At 66.4% G+C, this 18423-nt stretch carries 6 protein-coding genes; 3 read left to right on the top strand and 3 right to left on the bottom strand.

Annotated elements, in window-relative coordinates; genetic code table 11:
- Nucleotides 1–7: 7 nt before the first annotated feature.
- Nucleotides 8–4012, bottom strand: coding sequence for a polymorphic toxin-type HINT domain-containing protein (locus AB0D94_RS25930; protein WP_362056076.1), 4005 nt, complete (start codon nt 4010–4012; stop codon nt 8–10).
- Between the two features lie 553 nt (nt 4013–4565).
- Here AB0D94_RS25930 and AB0D94_RS25925 point away from each other — a divergent pair.
- From AB0D94_RS25925 to AB0D94_RS25915, 3 genes are all read left to right on the top strand, one after another.
- Complete coding sequence (locus tag AB0D94_RS25925) at nt 4566–5033, top strand: hypothetical protein (RefSeq protein ID WP_362056074.1); 468 nt, start codon at nt 4566–4568, stop codon at nt 5031–5033.
- A gap of 71 nt (nt 5034–5104) precedes the next feature.
- Complete coding sequence (locus AB0D94_RS25920) at nt 5105–6712, top strand: trypsin-like serine protease (RefSeq protein WP_362056072.1); 1608 nt, start codon at nt 5105–5107, stop codon at nt 6710–6712.
- Nucleotides 6713–7167: 455 nt separating this feature from the next.
- Nucleotides 7168–7383: a hypothetical protein gene (locus AB0D94_RS25915; protein ID WP_362056070.1), complete on the top strand. Its 216-nt coding sequence runs from the start codon at nt 7168–7170 to the stop codon at nt 7381–7383.
- Nucleotides 7384–7631: 248 nt separating this feature from the next.
- Here AB0D94_RS25915 and AB0D94_RS25910 read toward each other — a convergent pair whose 3' ends face one another.
- Together AB0D94_RS25910 and AB0D94_RS25905 are read right to left on the bottom strand one after the other, a co-directional pair.
- Nucleotides 7632–8144: a hypothetical protein gene (locus AB0D94_RS25910; RefSeq protein ID WP_362056068.1), complete on the bottom strand. Its 513-nt coding sequence runs from the start codon at nt 8142–8144 to the stop codon at nt 7632–7634.
- An 89-nt stretch (nt 8145–8233) separates the two neighbouring features.
- On the bottom strand, nt 8234–18259 hold the full coding sequence (locus tag AB0D94_RS25905; RefSeq protein ID WP_362056066.1) for a LamG-like jellyroll fold domain-containing protein: 10026 nt from the start codon (nt 18257–18259) through the stop codon (nt 8234–8236).
- Nucleotides 18260–18423 lie beyond the last annotated feature (164 nt).

Below are 18423 nucleotides of genomic sequence, written 5' to 3'. Positions count from 1 at the left end.
ACCGCTATTACTTCCTTCCGTCAAGCAGATCCCAGTCAGGCTCCGGCATTTGATCCTTGGGGATTTCCTTGCCATTCGCGTCATAGAATGTGATATTCCCCCAATCCAGGTTTTCACTTTGCACATTGATTCCGACTCGCCCCATTTCCCACTGAGTGGCCCCCCAATCGTCCCCACGTCCCATTTTATACGCAAGCGCGAACTGTTCGGCTGGGGTGTCTCCGTCGAAACCTCTGAGTGAAATTGCAACCTTCCCGTTAGTCTGAAGGACATGGGAAACTTCAGACTGCCAGATCGCGAACGGCTTCCCATTTATCTGCCCGACTACTTCCCTAAGAGCTGGGTCGTTAAAGGTATAGCCGCCATCAAGCTGTCTAGCCAGCTCCTCCGAGTGGGGGCCGATGCCCAGAACCATCACCTTCCTGCATCCGGAATTATGGACCAGGATCGGGGTACGGCTGCCTGCGATCACATAGAATGTGTGGATCCCCTCGACCGTGAGGTTGAAGGTCCGCGCATGGCGCTCGGAAGCCTGGTTGCTCTGCACCCGAACGGAGGTATTTTCACTGGTCAGGAGGGTATTTCCTGACCTCAAATCACCCGCTCGGACCCAACGGCGTTCCGACGGACTCCAGAACGGGTGTTCGTTTGTGGCTGTGAGACTCTTCAGGCCATCGGGGGTCTCTATTGCCAGTTCATTGAAATTCTTATCACTATCGGTGACGATCTGGGCAACGACGGGTTTTGCTTTCGTCTCACCACTAACAGGGTCCGACGCCAGGACCTTGTCGCCCACCCTGACATCTTCGATGTTCCTGGCGGAACCATCTCCCATGAGCACTTTAGTGCCGGCCAGGAAGCACTCATTGCACCCCTGGAGCAACCTCACTAGTCGCGCAGCCACATACCGGAGAAGACGCATCTTAGAGGCAATGACCATGTCCTTGCCGAGATCCGTGCATGCTCCTAGGTAATCATTCTTTTCGAAACAGTTGTAGAAGTTACTCAGGCCGACCAATTCCTTGGCGACCCATTTCGACTTCTCTACGGCGGGTTCTAGTGCGTCTGCTGTCTGACCTGCGACAGCTTCCAGCTCGCACCGTACTGCGTTGTGCTGACACCACCTCGGGTGGTTCTCGCGCTTTTCGCACTTAGGGTCGAATATCCCGCAGCGGTACAGCTTTTTTGCTGCTTCACCGGGCGCGCGTTTACGGGCGGCTTCGGCGAGTTCTTCTTGGTTCCGAATGGTCTGGGCGCTAGCAGCCTCGGCTTCTCTTGCCGCGCCCTCGGCGTCTCCGTAGGCGGCCAGGAAGGACTCGCGGGCCTTGGCAGCGGCGGCCCATGCAGTCTCAGCTGAGGTGCGGGCCGACTGTGATGAGATGGCAGCGTCGCTGGCGGACAGGGCCGCATCGTTGGCGGCCTCGTTGGCCTGGCTGGCCGCTGCGCGGGCGGTTCTGGCGGATTCAGCCGCTCGGGCGGCCGAGCCTTCGGCGTCCTTGGCTGACTTGGCGGCCTGTTCCTTGTACCGGTTGGCATCGGCTGCGGAGGCTGCGGCCTGGTTGGCGTAGTCGTTGGCTTTGGCCGCTTCATTGCGGGCGAGAGCCGCGACTCGCTGGGCTCCGGCTGCCTCAACGTGGGCGTTGGCGGCGATGCGGGCGCCTTCGGCAATGAGCTCCTGGACTCGTTGCTGGTGGGTCAGTGAGAGCAGGTCTGCCTGGTGGGCTGTATGCTGACCGGCTTCGATGAAAGTGTGGAGCTGTTCGTCAGGGCCGTCGAGCGCGATCCGGGCGGCTGACTTCAGTTCGGGGCCGCCGCTGTCGGCAAGTTGGGCTGCGCGTATGCGTTCGTCTTGGGTCCGGTTCGCCGCGTAGCCGGTTTTTAGGAATGCGACGTACTTGTCGAGGCTGCCGGAGCTGAGGGCGGCTCGTCCCGCTTCGGAGGTGTTGGGTCCGGCGTCGGCGATCAGCTGGGCTATCTGAACGCGAAATTCTTCCTTTCCGGCTTCGTAGAGGCCGGTGGTGAGGAAGGTGTTGACCGCTTCGGTGTTGCCCTTGAGTGCTTGCTCGGCCGCCGCGCGGACGGCTTCTATCGGGCTTTCCTCGGCTATATAAGCGATCTTGGCTCGTTGATCCTGTTGGTCGGCGGTCATCCATCCTGTGCGGATGTAGGCAGTGACGTCCCCGTCGTTTCCGGCGAGGGCGATCTCGGCAGCGACCTGGTGCCACCCGCCGCCGATCTTCGCTGTCTGAAGGGCGGTCTTACGTGCCCGCGAGGCGATCGCCGTGGGGTCAGCGTCGGCCTTGCCCGCGTCGGCTGCGAGCTGCGCCGCTTCGGTCCTGAGGTCCTTCGACTGCTGGTCGTTTCGGGCAGTGTCGGCTTTGCGCTCGTCTTCCTCCCTTTTGAGGTCTCTAGCCTTGTGTATCCCGGCGTTGGTGCGGCCCAGGAGTTCTTCGGCCTCGATCTCGCGCGCAAGGGAGTAGACGGTCTTGGCCTTCTCCACGGAGCTTGTCGCGCTGTTGGCTGCGGCTGTAGCAGCGTTGGCGTGAATCGTGGACTGCGTTGCCGCGGTGGCCGCGTCGCCGGCGTGGTTTGCCGCGTCGTCGGCTGCTTGGGCAGCTTTCCCAGCGTGGTCGGCTGCGGAGGTGGCCGCTTCCCGGGCTTCTTTCGCCGCGCCGGCGGCCTTGCGGGCGAGGGCGGCTGCGGCGTTGGCGGCCCGGTTGGACTCGTTGGCGTGGCGGCGTGCCTCGTCCGCGGCGGCTCGGGCCTGAGCGGAGTTCACGCCGGCCTGATCGGCGTAGCCGCTCGAGGCGATGGCTGCGTCGGCTGCCTTAAGGGCGTTCTCGCCGACACCTAGGGCTGCCTGGGCCGCGTCGGCGGCGGCGTTGGCCGCGTTCTCGGCCTGTTGGGTGACGATGGCCATTTCACTGACGCCTCGTTGCGCGGCGCGGGCTGCCTCGGCGGCTTCGCGGGCAGCGCTGGCCTTGCTCCCATCAGTCGCGGCGTCCGCTGCGGCGTTAGTAGCGCGGGTGGCGGCCTTTGAGGCGGCCGCGGCGGCGGAAGCAGCTTGGGCCGCGGCGTGGGCTGCGATGCGGGCGGCATTGGTGGCGGCGCGCGCGGAAGCGATGGCCTGCTGTGCTGCGGCAGCGGCCTGGCGTGCGGATTCCGCCGCCCGACCAGCGGCTCCTGCTGCCTTCAGGCTGTCTTGCCGTGCCGCTTCGGTCTCGGCCGCAGCCTTCTCCGCAGATTCCCTCGCCAGCTTGGCGGACGTGACGGCCCGGGCGGAGAGATCTTTGGCGGCCGCGGTTTCCGAGCTGGCCAGGCGTCCGGCCTCGCGGGTCTGCTCAAGGAGTTCCGCAATGGTCGCGTGCTCCTCGTCCTTGGCCCGGGCAACGTGCTGCCCGACGTTCAGGAAGTCTCGGACGTCATCCGCGGTGCCTCGCAGGGCCAGTCGGCCAGCCGCCCGTACGTTCTCTCCTGAGATGCTGAGGATCTGGGCGAGCTGGATCCGTTCGTCCTGCTCCTGCTCGAAGTAGCGGCCCTCGTTGAGAAACGCCTGGATGTCCTCCGGCTTGCCGCTCTGGAGGGCGGCGCGTCCCTTGTCCGCGACGTTGGGGCCGGCCGTGGCGATCACTTGTGCCACTCGTACCCGCAGGTCCTGCTCGTAGAGGGGTTTCCAGCCGGTCTCCACGAAGGTCTTCAGTTCGGCGGGCGGCCCTGCGAGTGCCTTGCGGGCGGCATCTTGGACACCGCTGCCACCGATGCTGGCGATCTGCGCGACGGAGACGCGTTCGTCCTGGAAGCGTAGGCTGTCGGCCTGGTCCAGGAACTTTTTCACCTCCTCGTCCGTGCCAGTGAGGGCGACTTCAGCCGCCGCCCGGACACCGGGCCCGCCGGACTTCCACAGTTCGACGACCCGGCCCCGCTCTGTCGGGGGAATGACGTATCCGGGGACCTGAGGGGGCGTCGTCTCAGCTGCGACGGCTGCGGGGGTGGCACTCAGGAGACCAGCCACCAAGGCGATCGGGAGGGCTGCACAGCTCACAGCTCGGAGGAGTCTGCTGGCCCTTCCGGGTGGTCTGGAATGTGGAGGTCGTCGGTTCAACGTCAGCTCGTCTCAGTCATCTGGCGCTCGGCACAGGTGGGCAGTGGGGTGCCGAGGGGCAGAGACTGTCGTACGGACGTGGCGCACTAGCGATCGGGAATGATTGATTCCGAAACGTGCGTGTGCAGAAGTGGGTGCCCCCCAGCGCGGGGGATCTTGCCACACCTCCTGATTGCTTTTCAGGCGGGGTACCACTATGTGGACCTGAGCTGTGGTGATAAGAATCGGGTGAGATCTTGGGGGTCTTGCAGCCGTCCTGGCGGGAGGGTGATCCATCTCACTCCGACTGCATCGACAGAGCGCAAGATCAGGGCATTTTTTGCTGCTGCATTCTTGCCGCAAGTCTGTCTGGTCAGGTTGGTCCCGCCATAGTTACGCCGCGTCACCCCCTGCTGTACCTACCCGGAAGGACCCTGCCCCAGTGCTTTCCCGCGTCCGCCAACTCACCCTCGCAGCCATAGGCATGATCGCGATCGGTGTATTCGGCACCTACACCGCCACAGCTTCTGCCAACACGCCGGCGGCGACGGCCGCTGAGCAGATGCCCCTCGCGATCGAGGACTTCATCTACCCCAACTCGGCTCAGATTCAAGCCGAGCAAGACATCAAGCTCATCCGGGGCGATGGGGGGATCACGCTCGCCGACTGCGACACCAACGCCGCGCAGATCCGCGTCTACAGCAAGGAAGAGCCCGGCGAGAAGCGTAAGGGCGTCTACTGCTTCGCCACTCACGGCAACACCGGTCAGCTGGCCCTGGAACTCGAACGAGTGTTCATGATCGATGCCAATGACCACCCCCTGAGCGCCAGTCTCTCCGCGGATGGCGTCACCAAGACGGTCACCGTTGCCAAAGACGGCTTCGTGAGCGTCGGCGAAGGCGTTATCGGCGGCTCCCGCAGCGTCCTGCTCGAGCTCCGGGTCACCGGCTGACGCCGGCAGACAGATCGAAGTTGGCCACGACTGTCCGGGCGTGGCGCCCACATTTTTCTGAAGGAAGACGCATGTCCGCTCTCCGTCCGCGCTCCGCGTGGATCACCACCACCCTCGCCACCGCAACCGCGGCTGGCCTGCTGTCCATTGGGCCCGCCTCCGCCCTTATCGGCGTCCCCGGAGCTGATGGTCAGCACTCCTACGCCGTCAAGCTGAGCGTGGGTGACGGGACCAACAGCCGAGCCTGCACCGGCACACTGGTCGACGGCTTCTGGTTGCTGTCCGCCGCGAGCTGTTTCGCCTCCGCCCCCGGCACCGCAGTCCCTGCCGGTAGACCTGCCCTGAAGTCGACCGCGACCCTCAGCGATGGCAAGGTTGTCGAGGTCGCCGAGCTTGTTCCGCGCACCGACCGCGACATAGTCCTGGCTCGCCTGACCACCCCCGGCACCGGCATCGCGGCGGTCAAGCGTGCGAGTGTCTCACCCGCTGCCGGTACGGAGCTGAAGGCGGCTGGCTTCGGCCGTACCAAGACCGCGTGGGTGCCGGGCAAGCTGCACACCGGTACGTTCATCGTGAACTCCGCGGACGCCACCACGCTGGCCGTCACCGGCAAGGGTACGGACGTCATCTGCAAGGGCGACACCGGTGGCCCAATGTTGAACGCGGCCGGGGAGCTCGTGGCGGTGAGTTCCCGGTCCTGGCAGGGCGGCTGCCTCGGCACCGTCTCCACCGAGACCCGCACGGGAGCCATCTCCGCACGCGTCGACGACCTCGGCAGCTGGATCAGCCAGACCACGAAGGCCGCAGCGAGTGTGGCCGGCGGGCAGCAGATCGCGACCTCGGCGGTCGGCTCCACCTCGCACATCAGCCTCATCGGCACCCATGGCGCCCTGTACAACACCGCCGCGAACTACGGCGCTGGTCAGTGGACCCAGCGGTGGACCCGCGGCGATGGTGAAGGCATGACCTCGCTGACCAGTGTCACGATCAAGAACGTGGTGCGGGTCTTCGGTATCGGTGCCGAGGGCAAGGTCTTCGGTAAGGACTTCGATCCCACAAGCGGCCAGTGGACCGGCTGGAGTGAGATTCCCGGCGGGGCCGCCGGTGCGAAGGGCGTGACCGCGACTGCCACCGGTAATACGGTCCGCCTGAACATCATCGGCACCGACGGCACCCTGTACAACGCGGACGCCAATTACGACACGGGTCAGCGGACCCTGTGGACGCGGCTGGACGGTAGCGGGCTGACCGCTCTTACGAGTGCCACGGCCAACAACGTCGTGCACATCTACGCCATCGGGGCCGACGGCAAGGTCTTCAACAAGGACGCCAACTACAACACCGGCAACTGGTCCAACTGGGCCGAGGTTCCCGGTGGAGCCGCTGGTGCGAAGAGCGTGACCGCCGCCGCCAACGGCAACACCGTTCACCTCAACATCACCGGGACGGACAACCTGCTGTACGCCTCGTACGCGAACTACGACGCCGGCCAGTGGGGCTCCTGGGTCCACCCCGGCGACAACCGGAAGCTCGCCTCCCTCTCCAGCACGGTGATCAGCAACGTCCTGCACCTCTACGGCAGCGGCACTGATGGTCGCGCCTACAACCTCGACGCCAACTTCAACACCGGCCAGTGGGGCACAAACTGGGTGGAGATTCCCGGCGGACTGGGCTCCTGACACCCCGGCTGCCTGCAGCCCGTGGCTGCAGGCAGCCGTCTGACCCACCGTATGGCCGCTTGCAGGCGACAGCAGAGGAATGCACCTTCTGTTGTCGCCTGCCATGGCCATGGCCTGGGCCCGGAAGCCCACCTTTGGGTGCGACCGCCCAGAGCACAACTCGCATTCGCGTAGGCGTGGCTGCAGGGCACGGACGATGGGTCGGCAACACGGCGAGCGGTCGGCCGCGCCGAAGCGTCGGTCTGCTGGGCCCATGCGTCGGTGCTGAGTGCCGCTGTGGATCGCCGTCGCCTCGGACCAGTCCTGGTCCCAGAAGGGACCGCCGTCGGCTGCCGCGCCTCCGGCACGAGCCATCGTCCGGGGGGCATACGCCCAGCCCTCGACCAGTACCGACCGCTCCGAGTAGGCGATAGATCCTCCCGGCGCTGCTGGTCAGTGCGCTCGGTGATCTGATCATGCTCCCCGCGCAAACCGGCGAGCGCGGCCTCAACCTGACCGATGCGCTGCTCGATCGCACGCTGATCCGTCCGATACACATCCTGCGTGACCACCTGATCGAGTCGGGCGGCAAGATGCGCGGGGTCGCCCCGAAGGTCTTCCCGGAGCTGAGACACCGCGCGGTGCAACTCCCACAATGTTGGCTCGGTGCTCGGCGGCACGGACACCTCTGATCACTCCCAGCAGACCCACGCCTGATTCGATCGTACGTGCGCCCACCGGACACGTGCAGACGCTGTCGGTGCGGCAGTTCATACTGCGCGGATGGAACCCAGCGATAGGTCGACTTCCGGCGCGATCTTCTCGACGGTATCGGGATGAACCGAGACCACATCGTGGACGTCACGGATCGCCAGGAAACAACATGTCCCGCGCTGGCGGCTTCAGCGCGGGACACATAGTCATCTATACGGAGACGCAGCTATAGGCTGGCCCAAGGGTTTTCGTCGTCGAAATCAGCGAATTCCTCGCTCCGATGAATGAATTCCTGCGGGACGAGGTTCCAGAGTGCGTCCTCTCCAAATGGATTCTTATCCCACTCACCCATAAAGGTTCGACGCAGGAATTCCGTCATACTACAATCATATTCCGTCCAGGGATCCCGCCGTCTGTTCCTCAGAATTACTACCGTCCACCGGTCGGGGTTTGCTTCGCCAGTGCGCCAGCAGGCGATGTCTCCCACGATGTTGACACCCCAAGCGATGACGGGTGGCTTGAGTTGGCGCGTCTCGGTCGGAGTGTTGGCGGCCGGCCAGTCTGCGAGGGCGTTGGCGGTCTCTTGTCCCATGCCGCTTGTTCCGTCCAGAACCGGCGTGTTGGGCAGGAGTACCTCGAAGGACTCACTAATGCCACCCGAGCCGTACTCCACCATGAATTCGATGTAGTCGGAGGGAAAAGTGGTCCCCCATGAGTCTGCCATCGCCAGCCAGTCCACCTGCTCGTCCTGACCACGATTTGAGGGCATGACTCGGCGGAGCGCTGCGAGGGCGGGATGCCCGCTCCCCGGATCAGGGGCATCAGTACTCATGGCGTGCCTCCAGTTGGGATGGGGTTGGTCGTTCCTGTTTCGTTGAAGAGCCCCAGATTACGCCAGTCTTTGAACCTAGGACTGTAAATCATGTTCGGTACGATGGCGCCGTTTATCTGTATTCCGGGCCTACCGTCCTGATGCCATCCGGAAGCTGTGATGATGAACGCCGTGGGTACCGTGCGGTTCCCGGCGTATTGGGCTTCAACGGTGTATCGCACGATTTGCCCCTCATCGACCGCCGCGCGGACCTTCGACTCGTAGCTGCGCATGTGGTCCTGCATGTGTCCTGGACCCTTGACTTGCGCGTTGGCTTGGCGAGAGCAGGTCGCGAGGTTGGCGAGTTCGGTTCCGGACCCACCAAGGTTGTCCCCGATCAGGTGGCAGGCGTTGATGCTCGTCTTGGGGGTCAGGCCCAACCATCGGGCAGTGAGTTGCGCCCACTTGTAGCCCGGCGGCTTGATCTCCTTCGGGACTCCCGATCCGCCTTCGACGACCACCTGGTCCAGGCAGCCTTCCTTCCGTATGGCCCGGTTGCCGTTTGCGCTATCCACCACACCGGGGTCAATCCAGCCTTTCCCTCCCCGTCGGCAGTCCTGCGGTTCGTCGTCCTCCGTTCCCGGCCCAGGGCGAACGTCCAGGGGAGCCGGCGCCTGCTGGGGAGCGACGATGGCAATGGCGAGTGCGTTGAGGATCGCCTGGGAGGTGAAGGTCGCGGTGATCGTTTGGGTGGCGGACAGGGTGGCTGTCGATCCTGCTGCCCAGACTGGCGCTACGGGCGGCAGGTTCGGAGCGGGAATCGGGTTGCGGCCGTTGTATTTGTTGACGTCAACCGGCGGCTTCGGAGGCTTCGTTGGCTTGGTGGGACGTACCAATGTCTTGGTGGGACGTACCAAGGTCTTGGTGCCACTGCGGCCCCCGCCACGACTGGTGCTGCCGCCTCCTCCCGAGGAGCGGCGCGCTGGCGGCGTGTATCCCCCTGCACGCTGATTGGTTTGGAAGGAGATGAGCCTCCCGGACGGTGGCGTGGGTTCGACCCAGCCGGGGCAATATCTCTGGTGAAAGCGCATATCGCCGCAGCGGTTACCGCTGCCGATGCTGTTACTGCCCGCGTTGAAAACCTCTCCGAAGACGCAGAACGGGCTCGCGGTTAGCTTGCCGAACAAGTTGAGCTTCGACCGCCCGGGCTTGAAGCAGTCCTGGACGAGGTGGCCGGTCGGATCGATTCCGTTGAGCGGGCTTGCGTTGGCGTAGGTGTAGCGGTTGGCCTGGACGGATGGGTTCGGTTGGAGTTGCCAGGTATCGCGGCTGGTGAAGCTGCCGGTGCCCGGCTGATACCAGCGGGAGGCCATGTTGACCTCGCCGGTGTTGCTGTCCGTCCAGCCCGACTGGTAGCCCAGGGCCGGGTTGCTGCCCGTCGACGCGGTCACGTTGCCGAAGGCGTCGTACGCACGGGACGAGGCGACGGTGGTGCCGTCGGCCGAGAGGCTGGCGACGACGTCGGTGTGGCCGTCGGTGACGGACAGACGGCCCGAGCCGGGGGTCTCGGTGGTGGCGCTGGCGAGCAGCGTGCCGCCGGGGCTGCGGCTGTAGGTGGAGGTGGCGTCCTTGACGAGGTTGTTGGAGCCTCCGTCGTACTGGAAGGCGTTGGAGCCGTTGGTCAGGACCCGGTCGAGTGAGTCGTAGGTGAAGGTGCTGGCTCCATTGTCGACTGTGCGTTCGAAGGCGTCGGTGGTGATGGTCCGCGTGGTGCCGCTGTCGGTGACGGACTTGATGGAGCCGCGGGCGGAGTAGTCGAAGGTCTGGGTGCCCCAGGTCTGGACGCGGTTGCGGGCGTCGTAGGTGGCGGTGAGTTCTCCCTTCTTGGTGAGGTTGCCGGCCTTGTCCCACTCTGAGGCGGTGGTGGTGCCCCCGCTGGTCTCCGAGGTCATGCGGCCGGCGAGGTCGTAGGCGTAGGTTTCCGCGCCCGCTCCGGCCGTGCCGGTGGTGGTCTTCTTCACGAGGCGGTTGTCGAGGTCGTACTCGTAGGACGAGCCCTGGACCCCGGCACCGGTTCCGGTGTTCTTGACGCTGTCGTCCGCGACGCGGCCCAGCGCGTCGTATGTGTAGCTGCGCTTGGCGCCGGTCGTCCATGTGCCGCCGGCCGCTGGGCGGGCGTACTCCGCGACGGTCGGTCGCCCGGCCGCGTCGTAGTCGCTGCGTACTTGGGTGCCGGTGAGCGGGTCGGTGGTGGTGTCGAGGCGGCCGGCCTGGTCGTAGGTGAAGGCCGTTGCGCCAGCCGCGTCCGTGCGGGCGGTCATCTGGCCGTCCGCATCATATGTGTAGGCGGAGTTACCTGAGGGACCCTCGGCTTTCAGGAGCTGGCCGCGGTCGTTGTAGGTGTAGGTGTTGCCCGCTAGGACTCCGTCACCGCCCACGCCGGTCAGGCGGCCGGCGAGGTCGTACGACAGGGTGCGTGGCCGGGTGGTCACTGCGGTGCCGGAACCGGTTTCGCCGGTGAGGCGGCCCAGTGCGTCGTACGTCTTCTGACGCTTGACGTTGCCGGGCAGCAGTTCGGTGGTGAGCTGGCCGGCCGCGTCGTAGACGTTGGTGAACGTGCGGTTGGTCAGGGCCGGGTGGAGCGTGGTGCTGGGCTCGGTGGTCGATTCTTGTAGGCCCCAGCTGTTGTAGGTGTAGTGGGTGGCCTTTCCGCGGCCGTCGGTCAGGCGGGTGCGGTTGCCCGCAGAGTCGTAGCCGAAGGTCGTGGTGATGGAGTCGGTGCTGGTGACCGGTTCGACTTGCTGGGTCAGGCGGCCGAGGGCGTCGTAGGTGTAGGTGCGCCGGGCGCCGGTGGCGGAGACAGATGCTGTGACGTTTCCGTCGTTGTCGTACTCCGAGGACACCGTGCGCAGGACCGTTGTCCCGGTCCCGTAGTCGGAAATCGATACCGGATTGCCCATGACGTCGTACGCGGTGGCCGTCTTGCGGCCGGTGGCGTCCTTCGACTCGGTCTGCCGGCCGAGACCGTCATAGGTGGACCAGCTGGTGCCGCCGAGAGGGTCGGTGACGGTCAGGGCTTCGCCGGCGGTGTTGTATGTGGCCGCGGTGCGGCGGCCACTGGGGGTGGTGGACTCGGTCTGGTTGTCCGCGTCGTCCCAGGTGTACCGGGAGACGAGGTTTTGGAGGGTGGGCTTGCGCTCGACTGTTGTGGCGGTGAGCTTGCGGCCCAGTTCGTCGTATGTGGACTCGGTGCGTGCTCCTGTCGGGTCGGTCGCGGAGAGGGGCAGACCGGTCGGGGTCCAGGTGTAGGTGGAGACGCCGCCGCCGGACAGGGCCGTAGAAGTGCCGTTGAAGGTCGGGGCACCCGGGGCCTTGAGACCCTGCGCGCCGACCGGGGCCGGGTCCGTCGAGCGGACCAAGTTGCCCATCTGGTCGTACTGGAAGTAGCGGGCACGGCCCAGCGGATCGGTGGTGGAGACCGTATTGCCGAGCGTGTCGTACGTCGTGCGCGTTACGGCCGTGATCGGCGTGGTGGCGCCCGGCGGCGTGTAGTCGGGAAGCGTGACTGCGGTGGGGCGGCCCAGCTTGTCGGTCTCCATGCGGGATATCAGGCCGCGTGTGTCACGGGCGTCGGTGGCCTCGCCGAAGGTGTTGTAGCCGGTGAGGGTCTTGGGGGTGACGGCCGCGGCCGCACCGCCGTTCTCCTCCGCCTGTACCTGTGGCGCCGTGGTCTCGACCAGGCGGCCGAGCGCGTCGTAGCGGCTGGTTGAGGTGTTGCCCCGCGGGGTGACCTGAGTCAGCGGGAGGCCCCGCTGGTCGAAGGTGCCCGAGGTGGTCCGTGTGCCGGTGCCGTCGGTGACGGTCGCTTTCTTCGGGTTGCCCACCGCGTCGTACTCGGTTGTCGAGGTGAGCTTCTTGCCGGAGCCGTCGATCGACTGTGTCTGCTCGGTGAGGCGGTCCTCGGCGTCGTAGGCGGCGGTCGTGACGCGGTTGAGGCCGTTCGGGTCGAACACCGAGCGGGTGACCCGGCCGGTGACGTCAACCGTGTTGACTGTGGTGCGGTTGCCGCTCGCTGTCTGCGTGGCGAGGTTGCCGGCAGCGTCGTAGGAGTTCGACTCCAGGACGATGTCCTTCTTCGAACCGTTCGCCTGGGTGACCTGCTTTGCCGTGGTCGTGGCCGTGAGGCCGTCGTCGTAGTAGGTGAAGGCGGTGGTGGCGCCCATCGCGTCCGTCGTCGAGGCCCGCCGGCCCGCCGGGTCGTAAGCGTGGGAGACCAGGATCAGGTCGCGGGGCTGGCCGGACGGGTCGCCTGTCCAGTCCTTCAGGACCGACTCGGCCAGCTGCCCGCGTTTGGTGAAGGCGTGCGTGACGACGTTGCCCGCGGGATCCGTTTCGCGGATCACCCGGCCCAGCGCGTCGTGGCCGAAGGTCGATTCGTTGCCGCCCGCGTCTGTCAGGCTGTCGTTCAGGCCGAGGGCGTTGTAGCGGTAGGTGGTGGTGCGGGTGGCGTCGCCGCCGGTGGTGTCCTCCGTGGACTCGGTGAGCAGTTGCCCGTCCGCGTCGTAGGTCCGGGAGATCTTCGCGGTGTGGGTGACACCGGTGATCTCGTTCTTGACGCCGGGGCCGGTCTCCGAGGAGATCCGGGACATGGCGTTGTAGGCGTACGTGGTCGTGACTCCGTCGGGGGTGGCGTCGGAGATCTGCGTCTCGGTCAGCTTCCGGCCGATGCCGTCGTAGGTGTACGCGGTCACGAGGCCGGCGGGCGTGGTCGACTTTGCCAGGTCGCCGCTCGCGAAGTACGCGTACGAGACTTTGATGCCGCCGGTGGTCTTAGTCGTGGCGATCAGGCCGGGCGGAGTCGTGCCGCCGCCGATGGCGGGTTCGGTACCTGCGGTGTAGGTGGTCGACGTCGTGCGGCCGTCGGCAAGGGTGACCGTGTCGGTCAGCCCGAGGGCGGTGTAGGACGTCGTCGTACGGTAGCGGTTGTCGGTTGTGCCGGTGGAGCGTGCGTCGCGGACCGCCGTGGGCTTTCCGTTACGCGGGTCCAGCGGGTCGGACGCGTTGTGGTGGTACTCGGCGAACGAGGTCCAGCACGAGTTCGCATCCCGGCAGGTCGTCGTCGAGACGGTGTTGCCGCGCTCGTCGTGACCCGTCGTGATCGCATGCCCGTTGGGGTCTGTGACTGTGTGCAGGAAGCCACCGGTGTCGTAGGCGAAGGTGGTAACGCCGCCGTCCGCGTCCGTCGAGGCGACGCGGCGCTGGCCGCGGACCGCATCGAAGGTGCTGCTGGTCTTCGCTCCCGCAGGGTCGGTGACCGTCACCGTTGAGGATAGCGAGGAGACGTAGGCACGGGTTCGGGCGTCGTAGTGGTTGGCAACCTGCTGACCGGTGAGGGTACGCGGGTAGATGGCCACTTCGTCGATCTGGCCGGTGAAGTAGTTGACGTCGCTGCCGGGTGAGGCCGGCCAGGAGTGGGTGTGTCCTGCCCCGATGTAGGTGTATTTGTTGGCCTGGTGGTCGACCGGGACGTTGGTGGCTTGGGCAACCTGGGTGCCGTCCAGGTACAGGGTCTGGGTTCCGCCCTGTGCCGTGATCACGGCGTGGTGCCACTCGTTGTCCGTCACCGTGTTCGGGGAGACGTTGGTGGCGCCTACACCCTGGGTGAAGTACTGGCCGTGGAGCTTGCCGTCCGTGCCGACGTACAGCACGGGCGTGTAGGTGGCGTGGTCGGGGATGCGGAGTTCCTGGTCGCTGAGGAGCACACCGGGCTTGGTGGTCTTGAACCAGAGTTCCGCCGACAGGTCGGTGTTGGGTATTCGCGCGCCGGGGAGTTCGGCGTAGCCGTCGCCTGCGAACTGCGCTGCGGGTCGGTCGCCGGTGCCGAACGCGCCGGGGTTACCGAGGGTCGCCTTGGTGTAGGTGCCGTTGCCGCCGGTGACGGCGACTTTGTTCAAGACACCGGTGCCGCTGGTCTCGTCGAGCTGCCAGTAGCTGGAGGGCGCGTCGGCCATGATGATGCCCTGATACTGGGCGCCAGTACCGGTGACCAGTCGGGTGCGCGCCTTGTAGTGATCTGCGACGGTCTGGGCGTTCAGCTCCTTGGTGTAGAAGGCGGCCTCGTCGAGCTGGCCGTTGAAGTAGCGGGTGCCACTGGGCTGACCGTCCCAGGCCTCGTAGGCGTAGCCGCTGCCGAGGTAGGCGTATGCCAGGGTTTCGGGAGCGACTGCGCCGGTGCGGGTCCCGACCTTCACGCCGTCGAGGTACAGCGACTGGCCCGCGGTCCCGCCGGTGATCACGACGTGGTGCCACTTGTTGTCGGTGACGCTGTTGCCGCCCATGACGGGCCAGTCGCGAGTGCCGTCCCACAGATGGCCGCGGAGCTTGCCCTCGCCATCGATCAGCAGGCTGGGGTTGAACGCGTTGGGGTGGCCGTCTTCGACCCGGCCGCTCTGAAGACCGAGGAGGACGCCGCTGGGCTTGTCGGTACGGAACCACAGCTCCACTGACAGGGACGTGGCGCCGGCCAGGGACTCTGCCGGTACGGAGATCGCGCCCTTGGACCCGTCGAGGGTCACCGCGCCGTCGTCTCCGTCGAGAAACGCGCCGACGCCGCCGAGGGCGACGCCGTCGCGGTAGGAACCGTTGCCACCGGTCGATATTTCGTCCAGGGCCGCTGCCCCGCTGCTGTCGCCCAGGCGCCAGTAGTTGACCGGGGCCGCGGCGCGGACGCCATCGGCGTAGGCCTGGGAGCCGGACGCGTAGCGGGGCGTGGCGATCTGCCAGATGCCTCCGTTCTCGTCGGTGACCTTGGTGGCGCGCTCGGTGTCGCCGTCGTATTCGGCGTTGCCGCCGGCCCGGCCCGAGGGCAGGGTCACCTTGGAAAGCTTGGAGGCTCCGGTGCGAGCTTCGTAGTGCGCGCGGACCGAGCCGGCGTCGAGTGCGCGGTGGTATACCGCGACCTCGTCCAGGAGGCCCTTGTAGTGGCGGGTGCCGGGCGTGCCGGTGCCGTCCCAGGTGTGGTCGGTGAAGCCGCCGCCGAGGTAGGTGAAGGTCTTGACGGAGTGGTTGACGGGGCCGGTGAGGGTACCGACGGGCTGGCCGTCGAGGTAGAGGGTCTGGCCGGTTCCGGTGCTGGTGATCGCGGCGTGGTGCCACGTGTTGTCGGTGACGGTGGTCGTCGAGGTCATCGGGGTCAGACCCCCGTCTGCCTTCTCGAAGGCACCGCGCAGCTTGCCCGTCGAGTCGATGGCCAGGACCGGGTTGTAGACCTTGGGGGATGTCGGTCCCAGCGGGTCGTCCTGGAAGCCGACGAGAACGCCGTTCGGCTTGTCCGTCTTGAACCACAGTTCCACCGACAGCACGGTGGAGGAGGCCAGGGTCGACTCCGGGAGCTCCACGTAGGAGTTCGTGCCGTTGAAGGATGCGGCCTTGTTGCCGGTGCCCGTCAGGGCCCCGGCTTCGCCGAGGGTGACGTCGCGGAAATGCCCGGCGTTCATGCCGGTACGGGAGGCCGCCTCGCTCTGTGCGGCCTCACCCTCCGTCTCGCCGAGGCGCCAGTAGGCGACGGGGCCGGCGTCCTGGACCATGCTGCGGTACTGGGAGCCGCCCGTGTACTCGTACACCGTGCAGGCGGTCGTCGACGTCGGCGGGCAGATCTTGGTCAGCTGGTCGCCGGTGTAGGTGTAGGACCAGGTGAGGGCGGGAGCGCCCGGGCCGACCGCGTCGGTGGACACGGACTCTACGTGTGCGCCGCTCCAGCTGAAGGTCAGCGCCCGCTTGGACAGTGCGTCGGTTGCCTTGGTGAGCTTGCCGCCCGTGTAGGTGAGCTGCTGCTCGCGTCCGTGGCCATCCTTGACGCTGGTCAGCAGGCCGGTCGCATCGAAGGTGTGCAGCGCGCTGGACGCGTCGCGCAGTGTCCAGCCCCCGCCGGAGAGCGAGGTCAGCACGCCCATCGAGCCGGACGGGGCGCTATAGGTGTTGTCGCTGTTCTTGCCGAAGCGGATCTGGGCGCCGTTTGCCAGTGTGATCAGGACGCTGCCGTCGGGTTCGGCGGCGGCCCGCATGTCCCAGCGGGTGGCCCAGCCGGCGCCGAAGGCGTTGCTCTTGCGCGGGTCCTGCGAGTTGTACGTCCGGGTGACCGCGAGCTCGGGGCCGACGGTGGGGACAGCGGCGTCCGTGGCGGCGGTGGCGTAGTTGCCGGACCGTTCGTCGAAGCGGCGGCCCGGAGCCGCGCCGCCCAGGTGGGAGGTGATGACGGGCTGGGGGACCTGAGTGGTCAGGAGTGAGGGATCGGTCCGGGCGGACTGGTCCTTGCCGTCGTTGGCGTACGCGTACCAGGCGTAGGTCTTCGCCCAGCTCAGCCAGCCGTCCGGCACGGTCCAGCTCTGCGAGGACGCGTATGTGTTGGCCCGGCAGTTCTTCCGGGTGTCCTGGCCCTCGACCTCACACACCTCGAACTGGTAGGTGAGGGGGCTGGGCGACTTGTCCATGTCGGTGGCCGAGACCCACAGGGTCGGGGTCAGCGTGTCGGCGAGGGTTCCGTTCGGCGGTGCCGCGCCCGTGAGGTTGGGCGGGGTGTTGACCGCGTCGAAGGTGATGGCTACGCCGGGGACGCCGTCGGCCGCGAAACTGGAGACGCCGAACTCGTCCATCGTCCACACCAGCGTGTAGCGTCCGGGCGCGAGCGGGGCAATCTTGGCATCGACGGTGGCGGAACCGCCGGGCGCGACGTCGTAGGGCATCGGCGTCCACCGGATCTTACTCCAGTAGTCACCGCCCACAAGGTTGCCGTTCGCGTCGTACAGGTCGTAGCGCAGCTTGTAGTTGCTGGTTGTGCCCCAGGTCTCCCTACCGCGGTTGGTGACCGTGACCTTGAAGGTGCCTTCGGTCGTCGCCGTCATCGGCTGCACCCACTGGCCCAGCTCGTAGGTGGCGCCGTACTTGGACCATGTGACGTCGAGGCTCGGGGCCCCGTTCGGGTAGTTGTCAGAGCCGAACTGCTTCCATGCGTGGGAGTCCGTCGTGGAGGCCCGGAGCGCCAAGCCGTAGTTCGGCTTGCGCCCGTGGGTCCAGTCGTCGACGAGCTGGCGTCCGCCCTCACCCAGGTCGATTCCCTCCCAGGCGGGTCCGCCGCACGGGTACGTGCTTCCGTCCTGGCTCCATCCGTGAGTGAAGCTCTTCGAGCCCAGGGCGTCACCGGTGGCGGGACCCGGCCACGAGGAGGTCGTGTTTTCCGACCAGTTCGAGGTGATGGGATGCACCGTCACCGGACGCGCGGTACATGAGTAGGACCAGGTGTTGAAGAGGTTGAGCTTGGCGCCCAGCACCCACGCGTTGTTCAGTGAGCCGTTGACGCCGTCGAACCGCAGGAAGGAGGCGGATCGGTTCCCGCCACCGTTGGACGTGCCCACCTTGAGCACCGTGTCCGAGGAGAAGTTCTGGTTGTACGGGGCCTGCACGTAGGTGCCGGACGAGGCGCCGACACGTGTGGCGGAAGGGTCGACCTTGACGGGGAAGACTCGCTCGGGTGCCGAAAGCCACTTCTTGTCGAGGGCGACGACCAGCACCTGGCGGGGCCCCTCCTGCACGATGTCGTAGGTGACTCCGGAGGAGATCACACCCTCGTTGGAGTTCGGCGCCTTATTGGAGTCCTCCATCCAGCCGGCCGGCATCCAGCCCTGCTGGCGGCCCGCACCGTCGACGAAGGCGATGCCGCCGTTTCCGTCGAGCTTTGCCGTCAGCCCTTCCAGAGCCAGCGGGAACCTCCACTGGGTGGGTGCGCCGGCGCTCTTGAGGATCAGCGTCTCCTTGACGGAGGCGCTGCCCGCTATCAGCTCCACGTCCGCGGCGGGACGGACCTCCGGGTAGGTGATGACGCTGCCGTTCACCTTGCCCTGCGTGTGCGCGGCGCCCTCGATCCCCCAGCCGATGGCGGCGGATTCGCTCACCCCGAGACGGACCAGCGTCTGCGCGTCGGCGTACTCGGCGAACCGCAGCTGCTTTTCGGTGGAGCGCGGCTCCCAGCCAGCGCCGGAACCGTTCATACTGCGCATCCCAACTTGAGACGCGTGGGCCAAGCCGGTGTCGATGCCCTTCCATGTACCGTCAGAGGAACGGAAGTTCACGGGCTCGTCGTAGTAGCGTGTGGTGAAGGTGCTGTCCGGGTTGGCGAAGGTGCGGGCGCGCTCGGTGCGCTCGCCCGGTACTT

The sequence above is a fragment of the Streptomyces sp. NPDC048255 genome (assembly GCF_040652415.1).
Taxonomy (GTDB): Bacteria; Actinomycetota; Actinomycetes; order Streptomycetales; family Streptomycetaceae; genus Streptomyces.
Note: the sequence above shows the minus strand (reverse complement) of the source record. Positions and strands in the feature narration are given on the sequence as shown.